This is a genomic window from Reichenbachiella sp. (genome assembly GCF_965233835.1).
Taxonomy (GTDB): Bacteria; Bacteroidota; Bacteroidia; order Cytophagales; family Cyclobacteriaceae; genus Reichenbachiella.
The window spans coordinates 1,420,891-1,441,269 of record NZ_OZ247585.1; the positions used below are offsets into that span (position 1 = coordinate 1,420,891).

Consider the following 20,379-nt stretch of genomic DNA (forward strand, 5'->3'; position numbering starts at 1 on the left):
ATCTTAATTACTCATCCTTTATAACATCTACAGGGTTTCGACGTGCGGTAGCAAATATCTGCCATCCTATGGTAGACATGGCAATGAATGCAACAGACATAACAGCAATGGTAAACATGGTAACAGTCAGCGTAACTCTATGCGCAAACCCTTCAAGCCATAAATGCATGCCAAACCACGAAATAGGAATGGCCACAATCGCTGCTATAATTACCAGAGCTAAGAATTCTTTGCTTATCAGACTCATGATTCGAGGAATAGAAGCTCCTAATACTTTCCTTATACCGATTTCTTTTGCGCGCTGTTCAGTAGCGTAAACTGTCAAGCCGAATAGACCTAAGCAAGCAATAAATATGGCGATTAGCGCAAATACACCAAAAAGTCTTCCGAATCGAAGGTCAGATTTGTAATGTTGATTGAAGGATTGATCCAGGAATACATAGTTGAATGGTCTCTGTGGCACTAGGTTGTCCCAGATCATTTGTAGTTCAGCTATGGTTTCTTGCATGCGATTGGAATTTACTCTGATGGCAATTCTTCTAAGGTCCCGGTTTTGGCCATATCTTAAGGATAGGGGCTCAATCTTAGCATGTAAAGATTTATAGTTGAAGTCTTTTACGACGCCGATGATTTTGCCTTTTCTTCCCCATTGTGAAAACTTCTTTCCAATAATTTCTTCCGCGCTACTGTATCCATAAAGAGACAGGGCTGCTTCATTTACCATAAGGGATTCGATCGAATCATTGACAAAATCCTTTGAAAAGGATCTTCCTGCCGCCATTTCAATATCAAAATTGGGTACAAAATCTGCGTCTATTTCAAAAATGGCAGGTGCATGGTACTGAATTTCTCCAAATGGGTTTTCAATTCCAGTACCAGCGTTGGGGAAAAAGTCACCAGGCACAGCTCGTGATGCGGATACCGAAATTACATCAGGATGAGACAGGTATTCACGCTTTAAGAGTTTCATTCGATCTTGAACGGCATTGTCCCAGCCAAAATCTACAACCACCATCTGATCTTGGGTAAATCCCATGTCCTTGTTTTGCATATACTGCAATTGGTGATAAACCACTGTTGTAGCTATTACTAAAATGATAGCCAGACAGAATTGAAAGACAACTAAACTTCGTCTGAGCTTTGTGCCAGTTCGAGAAGATCTGAATTTTCCTTTTAAGACTTGTGATGGACTAAATCTAGATAAAACCCATGCAGGATATAAGCCTGCAAGTATGCCTATGAACAGAGTAATGCCAATATAGAAGGCAGCATATTTAGCGGTCAATAACCCTTCAAAAGCGATTGGTTTACCTACTAAGTAATGAAAATAGGGTACAATGAGCGCTACGATCCCAATGGCCAATAACGAAGAGAAAATAGCAATGAGTATAGATTCTGTTAGAAATTGAAACGTCAGATCATGTCTCAATGCGCCCAATGTTTTTCTAACACCTACTTCTTTGGCTCTTTCTACAGATCGAGCAGTCGCTAGGTTAATAAAATTCACGCAAGCTATAATCAAAATAAATAGGCCAATGGAGCTTAGCATGTAAACATTAGATATACTACCTACGTCTCCTGGTTGGCGAGCAGCTACCGAATGGAGATAGGCTCCCTTCATAGGTTCGTAATCAAGAAAGTGCCTTTCTGATTCGCTCATTTCATCATAAATCAGGTTGTTTTTATCCCTAAGAGAGGCTATGGAAGTATTTTCATTCAGTAGTAGATAAGTGTAGAAATCTACATAGCCCCAGTTGCTAAAAATTCCAGGACGCCAGTTATGGAACGATGTCATGGAGATCAGTGCATCAAATGTCATTTGCGATTGAGGAGGAACATCCTCCATGACTCCAGTAATTTTTAACTGTTGCTCATGATCAGCTATTAGTGTTTCCCCAACAATGTCCACGGTACCAAAATATTTCATGGCCATGGATTGGGTAAGTACAATGCTGTTTGGTGCGACTAGCACGGTTTCGGGATCGCCAGCCAATAGACGCCAGCTAAACATTTGAAAAGTAGAAGAATCAGCAAACAAAATATTGTCTTCCTGAAATTTTTTATCGTCATTTTCAATAAGCCAAATCGATGGACTTGTAAATCGACAAAAATTTTCTACTTCTGGAAACTTATCCATCATGGCAGGTCCTGCGGGAGCAGATCCCCAGACTTGGTAGGATTCTGCTGCTGGAGATTCTGATTCACCATAAGCATGGAGCACCCGGTACATTCTATCTAGGTTTGAATGATACTTATCATACGATAATTCATTGTAGACATAGCAAAGGATCAGTAGGCAAGCGGAAATGCCAATGGTGAGTCCTATAATATTGATGCCAGAAAATTGCTTCTGGTTCATGACATTTCGCCATCCGATCTTAAAATAATTCTTGATCATTCCGAGTTGATTTAATCTTTGATTTCCAGTAAATGATTTGATTATGCCTGGTCTGAACAGTTTTACTACCTCCCATAAAAACTGCCATTTGGCTCTTTGTTTCCCTTTGGTCTTAACGTGCTCTTCGAACAATTCGAGCAAATCACCTTCTATAGAAGGGTGTAGTTTGGGGTCGCAAAACCAGCGAAAGAGCTGTTGAGAAAACCTGAAGGGAGTCATTTAGGTAAATTTTACATCCAAAGCAACTTTGGGAATCGCATAGTACAATTGATTCCTCATTTCTTTAGTGTCTTCAATAGCTCTTTTGCCCTGAGCGGTTATTTTGAAAAACCTTTTGGGTCTCCCTCCACGTTCGCTTGTTGACCCGCCTTCTTCGGATTGTAGGTATCCTTTGGTCTCCAGTCTGTTCAAAGCAGACTGTAGAGCACCTACACTCACGGTTCTTTGTAGTCTTGATTCGATTTCTTTTTTTACAGATACGCCGTAAGCTTCTCCATAGAGCACACCCACAGTGAGCATGACGATTTCTTCAAATTCGCCCAATTGAAATTTACCCATAGTTATTTCCTAATTGTAGTATTGCAAGAATATACAATGAGTAAGTAAATTCCTAATTGTAGTATTGATTTTAGTTAGAGATTTTATTCATCCTTAATCGCATCTACGGGATTGGAGAATCCTGCTTTCACCGAATGGAAACCAGAGATGGCCAAAGTCAAGCCGAGGATGGTTAATCCGGACACGACAAAAACGAAAGGTGAAATTTCTATGCGATATCTAAAATCTTCAAGCCATTGCTGCATCATCCAAAGTGTAGCTGGAATGCTTAGGACAATTGCTACCAAAATCAATCGGGCGTGTTGCTTAGAAAGCAATACCGCAATTTGCCAAACGTTAGCGCCTACAATTTTCCTTATACCAATTTCTTTGGTTCGCTGCTCGATGGCATAGATGATAATTCCCAGCAGTCCTAAACTGGCAATGAGGATGGCTAGCGTAGAGAATAAAGACAGCACGCGTAGAAAATTTTGTTCGGCTTGAAAGCTGGCCGCAAAAGTTTCATCTACAAAAGAATATACATAGGGGCGATCACCGACAAATTTTCTCCACTTTGCTTCGATGGCAGTAAGCGCATCTTGTACTTGTTCGGTAGATTCTGTTTTTAGAGAAAACAAAGCATTTACTCTACCGCTATCGTGCATTTCCGACTCATGTGAGAATAAAGCATAGGCGTCCATAGTGCCTCTTAGACCACGGTAGTGAAAGTCTTTTACTACACCAATAACTTTGAAAATCATCTTCCCATGATTGTAGGTGATTTTTTTGCCAAGAATGCTTTCATCAAGATCCCACCCGATAGTGCGAGCTGCTTGTTCGCTGATGATGACAGATCTATTGTCTTCTGTGAAATCGTCTGAAAAATTTCTTCCAAACAGCAGTTCCACACCTAGTGTTTCTAAGTAGTCGTCATCTGCGAGAGAGTAATCCATGGGTAGGGTTTGAGTTGGTGCATCTATTGGCTCAAACTGATCTCCAGCCCAGTGATTTGGAGGAACCGAAGTACACAAAGAGGTTGTTTTAATACCTGGAATTTGGCTTAACTCATTGATGAAACTTTCCCTTGTGGTTTCGTCCATCCATTCCAAATGTTCTATAGCTGCCAGGTTTTCTTTTTTGAACCCTACATCTTTTTGGTGGGTGTAGGACAATTGCTCAAAGGCAATCAAAGTAGATGAAATTAGGATAACAGAAACAGCGAATTGAACAATCACCAACCCGTTTCTTAGTGGTGCACTTTCTTTACCTGTTTTCACTTTTCCTTTCATTGCATCTATAGGTTTGAATGCACTGAGGAATAAGGCTGGATAGCCACCCGCGATCAAGCTCATGAATGCAATGAGGCCAAATAACAATCCCATAACTTTCGGATTTGCAACACTGTTAATGTTCAGCGGAGTTTCAGTCAGCTCACCAAAGTATGGAATTACATACCATAACAAGGTCATGCCGATGATGGCCGAGATCATGCAATAGATAAAAGACTCAGATACATAACCTAAACTCAATTGCCATCTGGATGAACCTAATAGTTTTTTGATTCCGGTATACTTTGCTCTTTTTAAATGCTGAGTGGTGGTAAGATTAGTAAAATTGATACAGGACAGTAAAATAATAAAGCCGGCTGCTAGACCATAAGCATATACAGTACTGATGTTAACCGGCGTAGAAATTCTATTGAATACATTGATATTAAGATGAATATCTGATAATGGCTGAAGAAAAATCTCCCATTTTTTCCCTTCATTCAAATAATCGTCGAATGACATATTCATTAGTCGCTGCAACGTTAATCCGGCATACTTTCTGGGAATGTCTTGCATCTTTGCTCGAACTTGGGCTACATCTGCTTCAGGATGCAATTCAATGTAGGTAACAAATCCGGTCCAAAGCCATGACCAGTTTTGACGTTTTACACGACCAATAGCATTCATAGGTAGAAGCATATCAAAAACAACCGAGGAATTATTAGGTGGATCGGCAATGATTCCTGCTACTTGGTGGGACCACTTATTTTCACCGTACTCTAATTCGAGCAACTTTCCCATGGGGTCAGCGTCACCAAAATACTTTGTAGCCATTGATTCAGTGAGTAGGATATTCTTTGGATTGATCAGAATGTTTTCTTTGTTACCCCTTAGCAATTCAAAAGAAAACACATCAAAGAAATTAGAGTCCGCGGCGATTACCTCAGGTTCTAAAAAGGATGTTTTTTGTCCTTGTTCGTTTTCGGAAGTGACCAAATACCCAAGTTGGTAGAGTCTTGTACCTCGTTTTATCTCAGGAAGCTCATTGCACATAGAAAACACTACACCAGGGCCTGTTGATCCGAATTGCTCATCGACTTGATCGCTCCAAATAAAGGTTTGGTTGACACGGTAGATATTGTCGCCATTTTTATGAAAATTATCAAAACTGGTATGATAATCCACATAGAGATAGATGAGCATAGAGGTACATATACCGGCAGATAGGCCGAGAATATTAATGAGTGAGAATAGTTGATTGCGCTTCAGGTTTCTGAAGAACTGTCGTAGATAATGTTTTAGCATAATTTCAAGTATAAGTCGAAATGAGATGGACTAATTCTGTGCCATTTACGTAACTTGTTGAAATATAGATGTTTATATTTTTTTCTGTTTCGTAAAATGTACAAATGCGGACAAAAAGGTGTTCACACCTGGCAAAAATTAACCTTGAGCAGACTTTGAGCTACTTCGTTTGTTCAATTGAACTTTCTGTCTGCCTTTTCTGATTCTGATATTTAACACCTCAACTATCAGTGAGAAGAAAACTGCAAAGTAGATATATCCTTTTGGCACATGATGTCCCATGGCCTCTACTGTGAGCATAAAGCCAATCAGGATCAAAAAGGAAAGGGCGAGCACCTCTAATGAAGGGTGTTTAGAAATAAACGCGCTGATTTTACCGGCAAAGGCCATCATGATAAACATGGCAATAATGACAGCTATAATCATAATAGTAAGTTGACTCGTCAATCCTACGGCAGTTAAAATGGAGTCAAAGGAGAAAATAATGTCGAGCATGATGATCTGAGCGATCGTTCCTGCTAGTGTAGCGGTAGTTTTGGTTACTACCTCGTGATCTTCCATCACTTCCATCTTGTGACCAATCTCAACTGTGCTTTTGGCTATCAGAAATAATCCGCCACCAGCCAAAATAAGGTCTCTTCCGCTAAAGGCATGCCCAAATACAGTAAAGAGCGGTTGGGAGAAACTAATAATCCAGGTAATCCCAAATAAAAGTCCAATTCTGAAAACCAGCGCACACATCAAACCAATATTACGAGCTTTGGACTGCTTTTCTTTTGGAAGTTTATTAGATACAATGGAAATGAAAATAATATTGTCCACGCCTAATACTATTTCCAAGAAGGTAAGTGTCAATAAAGCAATAAGCGATTCTGGAGTGAGTAGAGCTTCCATAGTGTTGATGGGTTGAATTGAGTGCTCAATAATAATAATCTCATTGAATTAATTACGAAAGGAGGGAAAAAATTTTGTAGGGAGAAAAAGATTTCAATATTTGTAACAACAAATAACGTAACTCCGTTAATAGTCGCAATATGAGATTTGAAGAGGAAATTAAACAGTCGTCATTTAAGAATTCAAGAGAGAAGGCCATCATTAATGTAGTGTTTACAGGGAATTGGTTGAGGGATCGCGCAGACGTGGTGCTAAAGCCTTACAATATCAATGAACAGCACTATAATCTCCTCAGGATACTCAGGGGCAGACATCCGCTCACGATATGTCCTAGCGAGATCAAGGAAGTATTGATCAATAAACGTGGTGACCTAACCAGACTACTGGATAAACTGGTAAACATGGAACTAGTTGAGCGGGATGTAAATCCGGATAACAGGAGAATGATAAACCTGAAAATATCTGAAAAAGGAATGGACTTCCTGGCTCGGTTGGATCCAGAAATGGAGAAATTAAGCAGAACCAATAATGCATTGACATTAGAGGAGTCAGAGCAATTGAGTAACCTTCTTGATAAAATGCGAGGATAATTTTTTTGCTCATAAATATGTAATTACAACAAACGTAAAAACGAACAAAATGAAAAAGATCATAGCATTTGCAGGTAGCAATAGTTCCACATCGATCAATATGCAGTTGGTTAGGTATACAGGGTCATTGATTGAAAATAATGAGGTGGAGTATTTGGATTTAAGAAAGTATGATGCACCTATATATAGTGCTGATATAGAAAAAGAAGGAATTCCACAGCCGATAAAGGACTTGGTGGCTAAATTATCTGAGGCGGATGCTTATATAATAGGTACTCCCGAACACAATGGTAGCTTGACTGCGTTTCTGAAAAACACGATCGATTGGGCTTCACGAGTGGAGGCCAAGTTTCTTGGCGGTAAACCTGTTTTGTTGTTGAGTACTTCTAATGGCAAGAGAGGTGCAGCGGGTAGTCTGGAAGATTTGAATAACAAGATGAAATATTTCGCCGGCGAAGTCGCAACAACTTATAGTCTTGGGTCGTTTTCAGAGTCTTTTGATACCACCGAGAAAGTCATCACCAATAAGGAGGAACAAATAAGATTGAAAGAAGCGACGAATCAATTGGAGAATAAATTATAATCATCAACATAACATAAAGTTTAAATGAAAAAAGTAGCACAGATTTTTAATGGCCCTAATGGAGAGGATTTAGGTAAGTTTTTGATTCGTTTTATTCTAGGTTTTGGAATGGTCTTCCACGGCTATAGCAAGGTTACTGGAGGAGCCAGTGGAATAGCCGGGATGTTAGGGGATATGGGAATACCATCGTTTATCGGGTATGGCGTTATTCTTGGGGAGTTCGTAGCACCACTACTTATTATGGTAGGCTATAAGTCAAGACTGGCTGGACTGGTAATGTCTTTTACTATGCTTGTAGCTCTGTTGCTCGTGCATACTGGAGATATCTTTAGTCTAAGTGATCGTGGTACTTGGGCGATCGAATTGCTAGCTATATATCTCGTAGGGGGAGCAGGTATCGCATTTTTAGGATCTGGAAAATACAGTCTATCAAAGGGACAGGGCGACTGGGATTGATTAAAAATATTTAGTTCAAGTAGTTGAGGTTGGTTTAAACCCCGACTCCAGATTCATATCAGGACGTCGGGGTTTTTCGTATCTTGTCGCCATGGATTTCAGATCACTCACATCAGAAGATATTGAAGTAGCTAGTCGATTGATTGAATCGGTTAGTGATATTTTCAGTCGAAGTGACTTTTCAGAAGAGGGTTATAAGAACTTTAAAGAAAAAGTACTGGATAGTGGAATGCGAAAAAATATGGATGAAGGGTTTCTATATTGGGGCGCATTTGAATCAGACACTCTCGTTGGTTTGATCGCTATTAAAAAGCCCAACCACTTATTTAATTTGTTTGTGCATCAAAATTACCATCATAAGGGTATAGCCAGTGCTTTGTGGAAATATATGCTTTCCCAACTTCGGTTGGATACGGTGACCGTTTTTTCATCCAGTCATGCGGTTGGATTGTATGAGGCGCTGGGGTTCCAGTATTCTGACGAAAAAGTGGACAACGGTGAGATTATTTGCTACCCGATGCTATGGTCACGCCAATAAGAGGAGAGTTTGGAAACCACTCTAGTTGACTCATTTTGAAGGAAATGCTTATGAGGTAGGTAATTTCCCTATGATTTTTTGAGCTTTAAATTGGGAAAAGGCCATTTCCAGTCAATATTGGGACTTTTATTTTTTTTATTAATTGGCGCATCGATTTCATTTCCTGTTTGCGTAAAAAACTATTTACGGATATCCTGTATTTTATTATAGCTGATAGGTTCTCATCTTTGAAGCATAGAAATTTATTATTCACAACGAATAAGTTGAATTGGATTAAAAATTTAGAACTATGCAAGGGTATTTTATCAGATCTTCAAGAGTAACACCATCAGTTTACTTCAATCCAAAAAAGGAATTGTTGGATCTAAGAGGGAAGTCGAGTCCTGAAAACCCGTTGAATTTTTACGGTTCATTATTATTAAACATGGACAAGTACGTAGAGAGTCATAATGGAAATATAACAGTAAACCTTGCGTTTGAATATTTCAATACCAGCTCTTCTAAATGCATATTCAACTTACTTAGAAAATTGGATGGTATAAATCAGCTAGGAAAAAGAGTAATTGTAAACTGGTATTACGAGAATGACGACGATGATATGTTGGAAGCGGGTGAAGATTTTAGCTCATTCTTTGGATACGAATTCAATTTTGTATCCGTACCAGTGATCAATTCTCTTGGAGAAGAAACAGAAGAAGAACCGCAACTAAACGCGGCATAAAATATTAATTGGACAGAAAACAAAAGAGTTATGAAACCGAAATTAAAGTCAGCAGAAAAAACAGTTAAGCAAGTGGTGTTGGGAACAATTCTGACCTTCGGGTTCGTGCTAGCATGCACGATGCTTAGCGTAATGATATAATTACTAAGGAGTCAGCAGTAGAAGAAAAGAGAAACAGCCTTTATCAATTACCTGAATTATAGGCTGTGAGGATGGGGTTCGTCTATTACCAGCTATGGGATAAAAGGTATTAAGCGAAGACTTCAAGGTAATTTATTAAGGTGGTTAAGGTTACGTGAAAGCGTAACCTTTTTTTGTACATGAGGCCGTAAGAAGACAGATATATACCGCAGCTTTGACCTTCTACTAATTCCTCCAATTTTTTTGTTAAATTTAATAAAGAGAGAAGGTTGTCTTATGACTTCATTTAAAGGGTAAACTGCGCTTCCTCAAATGAAAAATAAGTAAATCCACCGGCATGTCTAGTACACAGATTCAGGAAGAAAGGTACCTGGATATTATTAATCAATTTGCTGTAGGTCTACTCAATCAGAGCACGATCAAGGAAACGCTATGGAGTGTGATTGATAATGTGGTCTCAAAACTAGATTTTTATGACTGTGCCATCTACCTACTGGATGAAAATAAAGAGAACCTCATTCAGGTAGCCTCTCAAGCCTACAAAAACAAAGAACGGCGTGATACCAGTGCTACCCTGATAAAAATGGGTACCGGTATTGTAGGCAAAACAGCTGTTGAAAAGAAGGCTAGAATCACCAACGACACCAGCTTGAGTGAGGACTATATCACCGATGATCAATGGAGATTTTCAGAAATCACCATACCCATCATTCATGAAAATGCGCTTATTGGTATCATTGATTCCGAACATCCTGAAAAGAACTTTTTTCAACCTATTCATTTGAACATACTAACTACCATTGCCTCAATGGTGGCCATTAAGGTAATACAGGCAAGACATCTGGAGAACCTAGAAGCTAGAGAGAAGAGTTTTAACCTGATATATAGTAGTACCAATGATCTCATCTTTTTGATGGAGGTCGAGCCAGATAATATATTTCGATGTGTTTCTGTGAATCGCGCATATTTGGAACTCACCTGCAAAAAGAAAAATGAGGTAATAGGTAAGACTGTCGACGAGATATGGGAACCAGAACGAGCCGAAATCATTTTAAAACATTATCAACAGGCCATTTCAACTAAAAAACCAGTTACCTATCAAATCGAATTTGGCACCAAGGAAAAACCCATTATTGTTGAAACCAAAATTACCCCAGTTTTTGACTATAGGGGGCGTTGCACAAACCTTTCGGGAATTTCTCGAGATATCACAGCTGCGAAGCAGGCTAGAGATGAATTGAAGTATGAAAGAGAGAAGTATCAAACACTATTTTCCAAGGCCAATGATGCAATTTTTATTTTAAAAGATGATGTGATTATCGAGTGCAATGATATCACCACACAAGTTTTTGGGAGAGAAAGAAAAGACCTTATTGGACGTAAACCTCATGAGCTTTCACCGGAATTTCAACCAGATGGTCAACGTTCCGATCGTGATGTCCCAATAGGTAATTTTGAATGGTTGCATACCAAGGGAGATGGTTCTTTATTTACTGTCGATGTTGCTCTAACAGAGTTAAGTTTTGGTAATGGTCAATATGTCCAGGCTATAATGCGTGATATTACCGAGAGAATTGAGGCTGAAGAAATACTACGTGCGAGTGAAAAGCGATATAGAACACTTTTTGAACACTCGTTAGACGGGATATATAAAAGTACACCCGAGGGCAAATTTGTGGAGGTGAGTCCAGCTTTGGTTACTATGCTAGGGTACAACTCAGAAGAAGAATTGTTAGCGATCAACATCAAGGATGACTTGTATTTCAGCCATAAAGATCGATATAAGCATAGAAATCAGTATAGATTGAAGAAGAAAGATGGATCTGAGATTTGGGTGGAAGATCATGGGTTTTATCAATACGATGAAAATGGAAATAAAATATTTCATCAAGGTATTCTTCGTGATGTCACGGCTAAGAATCAAAAACAAAAGGAGATGCATAACCTTTTGAATGTGACAAGTGATCAGAACAAACGTCTACAAAATTTTGCCAACATAGTTTCTCACAACATTCGCTCTCATAGTGCCAACCTCACCTCGCTCGTATCTTTTATGGAAATCACCACCGATGAGGAAGAAAGAGAGAAAATGTTTCAAATGTTGAAAAACAGTACGAGTCAACTGGAGGAAACAATTATGAACCTCAATGAGATTATCACAGTCAATCAGAACTTCAATAAGCCCATAGAGCAGAGAAATTTATTGGAAGAAGTAGAGAAAACACTTCAGGTATTGAATCTGGAGATTCTTGAAAGTGGTGTGACCATCAAAACCAACATTCCACCAGATTTGACAATTCATATTATACCGGCCTACCTGGATAGCATTTTGTTGAATTTAATTGGCAACGCAGTCAAGTATAGAAAGCCTGATGACAAAGCCATGATAAAGATTACTGCTAAAGCCCTAAAGCGCGGAGAAGTCCGAGTGAGAATTTCGGATAATGGACTTGGAATAGACATGACCGCTCATGCAGACAAAGTATTTGGCATGTATAAAACTTTCCACGACAATGAAGACGCCAGAGGGTTTGGTTTGTATATTACCAAGAATCAAATTGAGGCCATGAAGGGACGTATTGAAGTGGATAGTGAATTAGGAAAGGGTACAACATTTACCATATATTTTAATGAGAAACATTGAACTGGTTTTGGTCGTGGAAGACGACCCCATATCATCCTATGTGATCAACTTGGCACTCAGGCAGCATGAGGCCTTTTTAGAGTGCGTGGAGCTTCGAAATGGGCAAGTAGCTATAGATCATCTGACCGAAAATGGAGAGAACTTGCCAAACCTGATACTTTTAGATATCAATATGCCGGTCATGGATGGATGGGATTTTTTAGAGAAGTTCTCAGAAATGTCGGTGAGCAAGGATATCCCTGTAGTCATGCTTACCTCGTCTATCAATCCTGATGATATAGAAAAAGCTAAGTCACATAAGCTGGTCAAAGGTTTTTTATCCAAACCATTGAATAAAGATAAGCTTGACGAGGTTTTAACCTTCATTTAAAGTGAAAAGCTACTTTGGTAGTCATTCGAAAATCAACCAAAGCAGCTTTTAAAATCTTATGAGCTTGGGAAGCCGTCGCTTTTGATTACTTCCACGATTTGTTTCATATGACGCTGCGTATGGCCGCTCATGAAAAGAATCACTTGATAGGCATCTACTTTTCCAAATGGAAAATCGAAGTATCTGTTTCTTAAATCTTCTTTCGTTTTCTTCACAAAAGCAATATTGGATTTGCGTTGAGCATTAAAGGCATCTAATGAACCCTGAAAGGATCCAAAACTATTTGTGGGCTCAAACTCAGGTCGAGTTTTTACCTTTTGATCACGACTTGTAATCATAGCAAGCAATTGTTCATCAGACATCATGACTTCACTTCTTTTCGAGGGATCGGGATCTGTTTTTAGTGTCATTTCTACCAATCCAAAAATATTCTTTTCAGAAATGGCTATATGTTCCATGGTCTCGGCAATAGACCAGACGCCCTCACTCGGCATATAATTAAGCTGATCTTCTGACAAATCTTTGACCGCTATCAATAGCTCGCTTTGAGATTGTTTTAGGTGATTGATGGCCGTGCCTTTATCCGACTTGCTGAGAGATTGAGCCAACACCGAAAATCCCGAGAGTAGCAAAACCTGGATGAGTAATAAAGATTTAAAGTTTTTCATAATTTTTAATTGTTTTGGTATAATGACGATTGGTCTGGTGTCTTTAGGACAATCCTTAAAAAAAAGTCTATTAAGTTAATCAGAACTTAGTGATATCATTCATTTTTCTGCCTCGTCTTTTGTTGGGAAGCCAACAATGCATGCAATATCTCGTATCTTCGATCAAAACTTTCCAAAATGAGCCAATCAAAAGCCTCACTTACTTTCATTTTTATTACACTTTTAGTCGATGTTACAGGGTTAGGGATTATCATTCCCGTTATTCCTGACCTGATCAAGGAATTGATTAATGGATCTTTGGCAGACGCTGCCTTGTATGGTGGCTGGTTGATGTTCTCCTATGCATTTGTCCAATTTTTCTTTTCACCGATTATGGGAGGCTTGGGTGATCAGTTTGGCAGAAGACCTGTATTGTTGGCATCTCTTTTTGGGTTCGGTGTGGATTATCTGTTGCTTGCCTGGGCACCCACCATAGGGTGGTTGTTTGTAGGAAGAATATTAGCAGGAGTGACCGGAGCGAGCATGACTACCGCATCGGCCTACATCGCTGACATTAGTAAGCCGGAAGATCGAGCGAAAAACTTTGGAATGATAGGCGCAGCCTTCGGCTTGGGCTTCATTATAGGGCCGGTTATTGGCGGATTGCTTGGGGCATATGGGTCAAGGGTGCCATTTATCGCAGCAGCAGGATTGACTCTGCTCAATTGGTTGTATGGCTATTTTATTTTACCAGAATCCTTGGCTAAGGACAAAAGAAGAAAATTCAGCTGGAAGCGAGCGAATCCTATAGGCTCTCTCGTCCAGTTAAAGAAGTTTCCTGTGACCGTAAGTCTCATGGTGTCTATGTTTTTTGTGTACTTAGCTTCTCATGCTACACAAAGTACTTGGGCTTATTACACCATGGAAAAGTTCGATTGGGATGTGAAAATGGTGGGTTATTCTTTAGGCTTTGTAGGGTTGATGGTGGCCATAGTGCAAGGTGGATTGATTCGCGTCGTAATTCCTAAAATAGGCGATCGAAATGGAGTTTATCTGGGACTTATTTTATACTTCATTGGTTTCGTCCTTTTTGCGTTTGCCTCAGAAGGGTGGATGATGTTTGTCTTTATGATTCCCTATGCCTTGAGTGGATTTGCCGGACCGTCACTGCAGAGTATCATGACAGGTCAAATTCCCGAAGACCAACAAGGCGAGTTACAAGGAGCAATTACGAGTATGATTAGCCTTACGGCTATCCTGGGACCACCTTTAATGACAGATCTATTCGCTCGGTTCACTAATGACTCTTTAGGGGTCTATTTTCCAGGTGCGCCGTATCTCATGGGCGCTATTTTTACATTCATGAGTATCGGCTTTGCTTTCCGAACACTTCGGAAGTATGCGAGTGTGTTTGGTTAATTTTTTTAGGTGAAGCAACCGAAACTGTAACTTTTGCATCCTATAGGAGACTAATACAAAAACTCAAACTGAAAACCTACTCATGCTTAGCTCATCCAGCACGCACAAAAGTGCTTTGCTTTTCTCAATACTTACGTTGTTTTTATTCAATGCTCATGCCCAAGGGATCAAGGGGACCATTAAGTCAACCCATGGGGAACCATTGCCTTATGCCACCATATATGTAAGAAACATCGAAACGGGTACCACCTCAAATGCTGAGGGCTATTTCGAATATCCTTTACCGGTCGGGAAATATGATTTGGTTTTCCAGTACATGGGATACAAATCTGTAGTGAAATTTGTGGAGGTTGGGAACGGTTTTTCTGAAATTCATGTGAAACTAGAGCCTCAAACTATTGTGCTTCGGGATGTCGAAATACGGGCTGGCAAGGAAGATCCTGCCTACACCATCATGAGAAAGGCGATCGCCAAAGCAAAATTTCATCAACAGCAATTGGACAGTTACGAAGCAGAGGTGTATATCAAGGGCTCAGGAAGACTGATAGATTCACCATTTTTCTTGAGAAAACAGATGGCGAAGGAGGGGGTCGATTCTACTACTGCCTTTGTGACTGAATCTATTTCGAAAGTAAAATACACTCGCCCAAATAGATACGAGGAGGAAGTACTGTCTATCCGAAGCAGTGGAGAGGATAATAATACCAGCCCGATGGAATATCTGAAAGGTAGTTTTTATGAGGCCAAATTGGGTGATGCGATATCGCCCTTGTCACCGAAGGCATTTGCCTATTACCGCTTCGAGTATTTGGGTACTTACAAAGATCAGGGCTATGAATTCAGTAAGATTAGAGTCACTCCTCGTTCTAGAGGCGACGATGTGTTTGAGGGTGAGATTTCAATCATTGAAGACTATTGGAGTATCTACAGCCTCAATCTGAAAACAAGTTATCTGGGGATAGAATTTTTGATCAATCAGATTTACAACCCGATAGAAAATAAAGCTTGGTTACCGATCAGTCATCAGTTTGATGTAGAGGGTACTTTTTTTGGATTTGAATTTGAGTACAATTATCTGGCTACTGTAAAAAATTACCAGATCGAAATAAACAAGGATTTAGATGTTGAACTCGTGGTGATCGATGAAAAGGTGGACAGAGAGTTGGCTGCTAAACTGGATGATCAAAATAAAAATGTGAACACGGAGGTGCTCGAAAAAATGCAGTCAGGAAAAGAAATGACACGCAAAGAGATGCGTAAGCTGATGCGCGAGTATGAAAAAATGGAATCTGAAAAAGACACGGCTCGCGATGTACAATATATCACTAACGTTAATATCGATTCATTAGCTTTCAAAAAGGATTCAAGCTTTTGGCAGTCAGTTCGACCTATTCCATTGTCTGATTATGAAATCAAAGGTTATCACAAAATGGACAGCATGGCTTTAGTTAATAAACAAGAGGCCGAAGGAGATACGATCAAGACCAAGAAAGGAAAAGAGGGATTCAAAACCTATGACCTGCTACTTGGCAATACTTACAAGATTGGTAACAAAACCCACCTAGAAATCATAAGCCCACTGCTTAGCCTCAATTTCAACACGGTGGAGGGGTATAACTTCTCGTATAAACTCGCTTATACCAAAACATTTGAAAATAAGACATGGCTGGAGATCGCTCCCGAAGTTCGATACGGATTTTCCATAAATCAGCTGCAGAACAAATTGCGCACTACATACAAATTCGGAGATCAAAACCTCATAGCAGAGGGCGGCAGGTACGTGTATCAAATCAACCCTGATGAACCCATTATTCCGATTATCAATTCCTTGACAACTCTCATGCTTGAGAGCAACTACATGAAACTTTACCAAAAGGAGTTTGTGGGAGTTAAGTTTCAGAAGAAAATGACTGACAAATATCGCATTGGACTCTCGGCCGAATATGCCAATCGTATTCCATTGGAAAATCAAACCAGCCATACCTGGTTTAATAAAAAAGATAGGGAGTATACCTCAAACACACCGCTGAATGTAGAGCTTGGGAATACCGCCTTTTTGGAGCATCAGGTACTTACCACAGGTCTTAGCCTGACCATGAAGCCTTGGTTAAAATATTATATTAAAAATAATGAACGGGAGAGTATCAATCGATCTTCTCCCGAACTGACGTTGGCCTATGACAATGCGATACCCATAAATGACACAGAAATTTCCTATCATAAATGGTCAGCAGATATTACTCATTCGCTGGATGTGGGCATCCGAGGGCGACTCAGCTTTAGGCTTGGAGGAGGAGGATTCTTGGCAAAGGATAGTATTACCTTTCTAGATTATAACCATTTCATGGGTAACCGCACACCTGTGCAAGATATAGACGTAGTGAAGAGCTATCGATTGCTCCCTTACTACAACTTTAGTACAGAAGGGACTTACTTTAACCTTCTGACTCACTATCAGTTTAGGAAGTTGTTTTTCTCAAGATTCAAATTCGCTCGAAAACGAGGCGTCAGGGAAAGTGTTTTTGTGAATTACCTGGGTACGGACTCATCGCTCAATTATACTGAAGCAGGCTATAGTATCGACAATATTTTCCGACTATTCAGATTAGAAGCTGTGGCTGCTTTTCAGGACGGAACGTACATCGATTGGGGTATTCGCTTTGGAGTTGCAGCATTCCTCGAAGAAATGTTTAATTTTGAATAGACTCCAGCGCATTCTTTAATTGATTTAGCCTACGGCTAAATTTAAAATTATTTAATCCTCAACAACCGAACATTGATATGAGAACAAGCTGTAAACTATTCCTCATAGTGATGGTCTTCACTATGGTGAATACTTCCATTGCGCAAGAAGTACCTAGAATCAAAGAAAATCGAAAGGCCAGGTTGGAGCATGAGTACGAAATGTACAAAAACCCGACTACCAACGAAGTACCCCAAGGCATTCGCCAAAAAGAACTGCAATTTGTCAAATCGTCATCAGCACGTTTAGATGCTCGTTTTCGACCTGAGTCCACAGGAAGAGCGATGGCCGATCAGTCTTGGGACCAACGAGGTCCATTCAATCAGGCAGGTAGGACAAAAGCCATAGGCATAGACCCGAGAAATGAAGATATCATCTTAGCTGGTGGAACCTCTGGTGGTATGTACAGAACCACGGATGGCGGTGTCTCCTGGACGCTTGTTTCTAATCCCCAGTCAAATCCTTCCATCACTGGTGTCGCACAAGACCCAACGGCTCAAGATACCTGGTATTATATTACCGGTGAAGGAAAGGAATCAGTAAACACGAATCAGGCCTCGCAGCAATATATAGGTGATGGAGTCTACAAATCTTCAGACAATGGTGTGACTTGGTCGCAATTGGCAAATACGGTTCCTGAAAATACAACCCTTTTTGGCGAAGGGTTGAGATCAGATTGGCAATTATGTAGCGACATTGCCATAGACCCAATTGATGGGGCAGTATTGGTGGCGAACATTGGAGGTATTTATAGATCAGCTGATGGAGGAGGTAGCTGGACCCTTGTTTTAGATGCAGAAGGTCAGGCCAATTTTGGAGATGTCGTTCATATTGATGTGGCCAAGGTAGATGCAAGTAACAGAGTGTACTACGCAGGAACTCATAGTTCAGGTACTAATAAAGGTTTTTTCCGATCAACGGATGGTCAGGCTTGGTCAGATATTGGAAAGCCCATTGGTGATTTTGGTGGAACTTGGGAAAGAATTCGAGTGTCTATAGCTTCGAGCAATACTGATGTTGTTTGGTTTTTGATACACGGAGATGCCTTAGTTGCAGACAGCGACTTTACCAGTGACGTATTGGCCAAATACGAATATGATGAGAGCTCTCCAGTTTGGACCTATTTAACTGATAAAATACCAAGCCTGGGTGGAGATGTCGGAGATTGGAATACCCAAGGCGCCTATAACATGGTGATGCGTGTAAAGCCAGATGATGAAAATACAGTCTTTATTGGAGATACAAAACTTTGGAGATCTACAGATGGATTTGCGACAACGCTAGACGCAGGAGATTGGATTGGAGGTTACTCACCTCTAAATGATGTAAGTCAATATCCAAATCATCATCCGGACGTGCATGAATTGGTGTTTTTCCCTAGTGATGCGGATAAGGCCCTTTGCGGACATGATGGTGGATTGAGTGCCACTACCAATATACTGGCTACAAATACTACTCATCCTGTGACTTGGGCCAACCTAAACAATGGCATGTACACCACACAGGCTTATGCCATATCCATAGACCCAACGACAGAAAACAGTGCAGCAATTTTGGCAGGCTTTCAAGACAATGGAAATTATGGAACGGATAACATATCAGGAACAGCTGATTGGACAGAACAACCACACGGCGGTGATGGCGCTTGGAATGCCATCGCTTCTGGTGGAGCCACTTGGTACATTTCACAGCAATATGGGCTTGTAGAAAGGTTGTCAGAAGGTCAGGTCAATGGACATGGAATCAATCCTGACACTAGAGGATCTAGTGGAACCAATACATTTATATCTCCATTTATTCTGGATAGAAATGATGATGATATTATGTACTACGCTGCCGACAAAGAACTTTGGAGAAATAATTCTATATCAACTGTTAATGATGGTGGGCATCCGTTTAACGGGACTAGTGTGGGGTGGACGAATCTGGATTTTGATGGGACTACCCTTTCTGGAAATATCACAGCACTGGAGACCTCTGTTTCTCCAGCCAATGTTTTGTACATAGGAACTTCGGCTGGCGAAGTATATAAAATAGCCAATGCACATTCTGGCACTACGGTCACACTCACGGATATATTTACGGGAGAAGGCTTGTCGACAGGTTTTATTAGCTCTATAGATGTAGATCCAGACGATGCTGATCATGTTTACATCACATTTTCCAACTATGAAGTGATTTCCATTTTTAAAAGTACGGATGCAGGTGACAATTGGACAAACATCAGCGGAAATCTGGAGGAAAACGTAGATGGTTCTGGGGCTGGGCCGGCTATTCGTTGGATTCATGTTTTTAAGAAAACAGACAACACCAATGTTTATTTAGTTGGGGCAACCACAGGCTTGTATTCAACCAGTACTTTGAGTGGAACTTCTACTGTTTGGACCCAAGAGGGAACTTCTACTATCGGTAATGTGCCTGTTTCCATGATTAGGTCGCGAACGGTTGACGGTTATGTAGCAATAGGAACCCATGGTAAGGGTATGTTCAGTACGAATATATTGACCCTAGACGATGATGTATTGCCAACCATTACCACCACGATACCAGCCGATGATGAAACAGGAGTGGAGCTGGAAAGTGACCTGACCATTACTTTTAGTGAAAATGTAAAGGATGCGGGCGGTGCCATTACACTCAAGTATGCAGAAGATGATTCAGAAGTTGAATCGATATTGGTTGAGTCAGATCAAATAGTAATCGAAGATGCGGTAGCGACCATTAGCTTGACAAATGATTTGGAGGAGGGCGTTTCTTACTATGTAGAGATAGGGGAACGTGCCTTTAAAGATGTGGCCGGGAACAAATTTGCTGGTATCAGCGACAAGACCACATGGAACTTTACAGCAAAAGCAATCACTGGAATAGAAAAACCAAAGCCGGAAAATAAGCTTAGCGTGACAGTGATAGATCATGGTATCAATCTGAAATTTTTAGGTCGAACCATTAAATTCGCTGAAATCAATGTCTTTACAATTACAGGGAAACAGGCGACCTATACAGCGAAGAGCTCATTTAAGAATAATAATGTAAATGTTAAAGCAAACCTGACTCCTGGTGTATATGTGGTGAAGGCGTCCACGGAGCATGGTTTATATACCAAGAAATTTTTAGTCTCAGAATAA

Annotated in this window: 15 protein-coding genes; 10 read left to right on the forward strand and 5 right to left on the reverse strand. The window is 40.2% G+C overall.

Annotated features, from left to right (window positions below):
• Positions 1 to 7: 7 nt before the first annotated feature.
• The 4 genes from ACO6S2_RS06085 to ACO6S2_RS06100 form a co-directional block, all read right to left on the reverse strand.
• A complete protein-coding gene (locus ACO6S2_RS06085) occupies positions 8 to 2,617 on the reverse strand; it encodes an ABC transporter permease (protein WP_422361626.1) in 2,610 nt (869 codons plus the stop codon).
• A complete protein-coding gene (locus tag ACO6S2_RS06090) occupies positions 2,618 to 2,956 on the reverse strand; it encodes a PadR family transcriptional regulator (RefSeq protein WP_422361627.1) in 339 nt (112 codons plus the stop codon).
• Between the two features lie 83 nt (positions 2,957 to 3,039).
• On the reverse strand, positions 3,040 to 5,508 hold the full coding sequence (locus tag ACO6S2_RS06095; protein WP_422361628.1) for an ABC transporter permease: 2,469 nt from the start codon (positions 5,506 to 5,508) through the stop codon (positions 3,040 to 3,042).
• 138 nt (positions 5,509 to 5,646) lie between these two features.
• Positions 5,647 to 6,402 carry a TerC family protein gene (locus tag ACO6S2_RS06100; protein ID WP_422361629.1) on the reverse strand — a complete coding sequence of 252 codons (756 nt, stop codon included), beginning with the start codon at positions 6,400 to 6,402 and terminating at the stop codon, positions 5,647 to 5,649.
• Between the two features lie 140 nt (positions 6,403 to 6,542).
• Between ACO6S2_RS06100 and ACO6S2_RS06105 the strand changes: the two genes are divergently transcribed.
• The 7 genes from ACO6S2_RS06105 to ACO6S2_RS06135 all read left to right on the forward strand — a co-directional run bounded on the left by ACO6S2_RS06105 (position 6,543) and on the right by ACO6S2_RS06135 (position 12,445).
• The gene (locus ACO6S2_RS06105) at positions 6,543 to 6,992 is read left to right on the forward strand and encodes a MarR family winged helix-turn-helix transcriptional regulator (RefSeq protein WP_422361630.1); all 450 of its coding nucleotides are present in this window, start codon (positions 6,543 to 6,545) and stop codon (positions 6,990 to 6,992) included.
• 49 nt (positions 6,993 to 7,041) lie between these two features.
• Positions 7,042 to 7,575 (forward strand): NADPH-dependent FMN reductase, encoded by a 534-nt coding sequence (locus ACO6S2_RS06110; protein ID WP_422361631.1) that lies wholly within the window; start codon positions 7,042 to 7,044, stop codon positions 7,573 to 7,575.
• 24 nt (positions 7,576 to 7,599) lie between these two features.
• Entirely contained in the window at positions 7,600 to 8,031 is a 432-nt protein-coding gene (locus tag ACO6S2_RS06115) for a DoxX family protein (protein WP_422361632.1), read from the forward strand.
• A 91-nt stretch (positions 8,032 to 8,122) separates the two neighbouring features.
• Positions 8,123 to 8,569 carry a GNAT family N-acetyltransferase gene (locus ACO6S2_RS06120; protein WP_422361633.1) on the forward strand — a complete coding sequence of 149 codons (447 nt, stop codon included), beginning with the start codon at positions 8,123 to 8,125 and terminating at the stop codon, positions 8,567 to 8,569.
• Positions 8,570 to 8,858: 289 nt separating this feature from the next.
• Positions 8,859 to 9,290, forward strand: coding sequence for a DUF1987 domain-containing protein (locus ACO6S2_RS06125; RefSeq protein ID WP_422361634.1), 432 nt, complete (start codon positions 8,859 to 8,861; stop codon positions 9,288 to 9,290).
• Between the two features lie 478 nt (positions 9,291 to 9,768).
• Positions 9,769 to 12,075, forward strand: coding sequence for a PAS domain S-box protein (locus ACO6S2_RS06130; RefSeq protein ID WP_422361635.1), 2,307 nt, complete (start codon positions 9,769 to 9,771; stop codon positions 12,073 to 12,075).
• Positions 12,062 to 12,445 (forward strand): response regulator, encoded by a 384-nt coding sequence (locus ACO6S2_RS06135; protein ID WP_422361636.1) that lies wholly within the window; start codon positions 12,062 to 12,064, stop codon positions 12,443 to 12,445. Before ACO6S2_RS06130 ends, ACO6S2_RS06135 begins: the two co-directional genes overlap by 14 nt.
• 56 nt (positions 12,446 to 12,501) lie before the next feature.
• On the opposite strand, the gene ACO6S2_RS06140 is transcribed toward ACO6S2_RS06135, so the two are convergent.
• On the reverse strand, positions 12,502 to 13,113 hold the full coding sequence (locus tag ACO6S2_RS06140; protein ID WP_422361637.1) for a DinB family protein: 612 nt from the start codon (positions 13,111 to 13,113) through the stop codon (positions 12,502 to 12,504).
• A gap of 177 nt (positions 13,114 to 13,290) precedes the next feature.
• Between ACO6S2_RS06140 and ACO6S2_RS06145 the strand changes: the two genes are divergently transcribed.
• The 3 genes from ACO6S2_RS06145 to ACO6S2_RS06155 all read left to right on the forward strand — a co-directional run bounded on the left by ACO6S2_RS06145 (position 13,291) and on the right by ACO6S2_RS06155 (position 20,379).
• The gene (locus ACO6S2_RS06145; protein ID WP_422361638.1) at positions 13,291 to 14,511 is read left to right on the forward strand and encodes a TCR/Tet family MFS transporter; all 1,221 of its coding nucleotides are present in this window, start codon (positions 13,291 to 13,293) and stop codon (positions 14,509 to 14,511) included.
• An 82-nt stretch (positions 14,512 to 14,593) separates the two neighbouring features.
• A complete protein-coding gene (locus ACO6S2_RS06150) occupies positions 14,594 to 17,215 on the forward strand; it encodes a DUF5686 and carboxypeptidase regulatory-like domain-containing protein (protein WP_422361639.1) in 2,622 nt (873 codons plus the stop codon).
• 77 nt (positions 17,216 to 17,292) lie between these two features.
• Positions 17,293 to 20,379 (forward strand): Ig-like domain-containing protein, encoded by a 3,087-nt coding sequence (locus tag ACO6S2_RS06155; RefSeq protein WP_422361640.1) that lies wholly within the window; start codon positions 17,293 to 17,295, stop codon positions 20,377 to 20,379.

Excerpts from the sequence above, each read along its gene's own strand:
- ACO6S2_RS06085 (WP_422361626.1), bottom strand. The coding sequence starts at position 2,617 with ATGACTCCCTTCAGGTTTTCTCAACAGCTCTTTCGCTGGTTTTGCGAC.
- ACO6S2_RS06090 (WP_422361627.1), bottom strand. The coding sequence starts at position 2,956 with ATGGGTAAATTTCAATTGGGCGAATTTGAAGAAATCGTCATGCTCACT.
- ACO6S2_RS06095 (WP_422361628.1), bottom strand. The coding sequence starts at position 5,508 with ATGCTAAAACATTATCTACGACAGTTCTTCAGAAACCTGAAGCGCAAT.
- ACO6S2_RS06100 (WP_422361629.1), bottom strand. The coding sequence starts at position 6,402 with ATGGAAGCTCTACTCACTCCAGAATCGCTTATTGCTTTATTGACACTT.
- ACO6S2_RS06105 (WP_422361630.1), top strand. The coding sequence starts at position 6,543 with ATGAGATTTGAAGAGGAAATTAAACAGTCGTCATTTAAGAATTCAAGA.
- ACO6S2_RS06110 (WP_422361631.1), top strand. The coding sequence starts at position 7,042 with ATGAAAAAGATCATAGCATTTGCAGGTAGCAATAGTTCCACATCGATC.
- ACO6S2_RS06115 (WP_422361632.1), top strand. The coding sequence starts at position 7,600 with ATGAAAAAAGTAGCACAGATTTTTAATGGCCCTAATGGAGAGGATTTA.
- ACO6S2_RS06120 (WP_422361633.1), top strand. The coding sequence starts at position 8,123 with ATGGATTTCAGATCACTCACATCAGAAGATATTGAAGTAGCTAGTCGA.
- ACO6S2_RS06125 (WP_422361634.1), top strand. The coding sequence starts at position 8,859 with ATGCAAGGGTATTTTATCAGATCTTCAAGAGTAACACCATCAGTTTAC.
- ACO6S2_RS06130 (WP_422361635.1), top strand. The coding sequence starts at position 9,769 with ATGTCTAGTACACAGATTCAGGAAGAAAGGTACCTGGATATTATTAAT.
- ACO6S2_RS06135 (WP_422361636.1), top strand. The coding sequence starts at position 12,062 with ATGAGAAACATTGAACTGGTTTTGGTCGTGGAAGACGACCCCATATCA.
- ACO6S2_RS06140 (WP_422361637.1), bottom strand. The coding sequence starts at position 13,113 with ATGAAAAACTTTAAATCTTTATTACTCATCCAGGTTTTGCTACTCTCG.
- ACO6S2_RS06145 (WP_422361638.1), top strand. The coding sequence starts at position 13,291 with ATGAGCCAATCAAAAGCCTCACTTACTTTCATTTTTATTACACTTTTA.
- ACO6S2_RS06150 (WP_422361639.1), top strand. The coding sequence starts at position 14,594 with ATGCTTAGCTCATCCAGCACGCACAAAAGTGCTTTGCTTTTCTCAATA.
- ACO6S2_RS06155 (WP_422361640.1), top strand. The coding sequence starts at position 17,293 with ATGAGAACAAGCTGTAAACTATTCCTCATAGTGATGGTCTTCACTATG.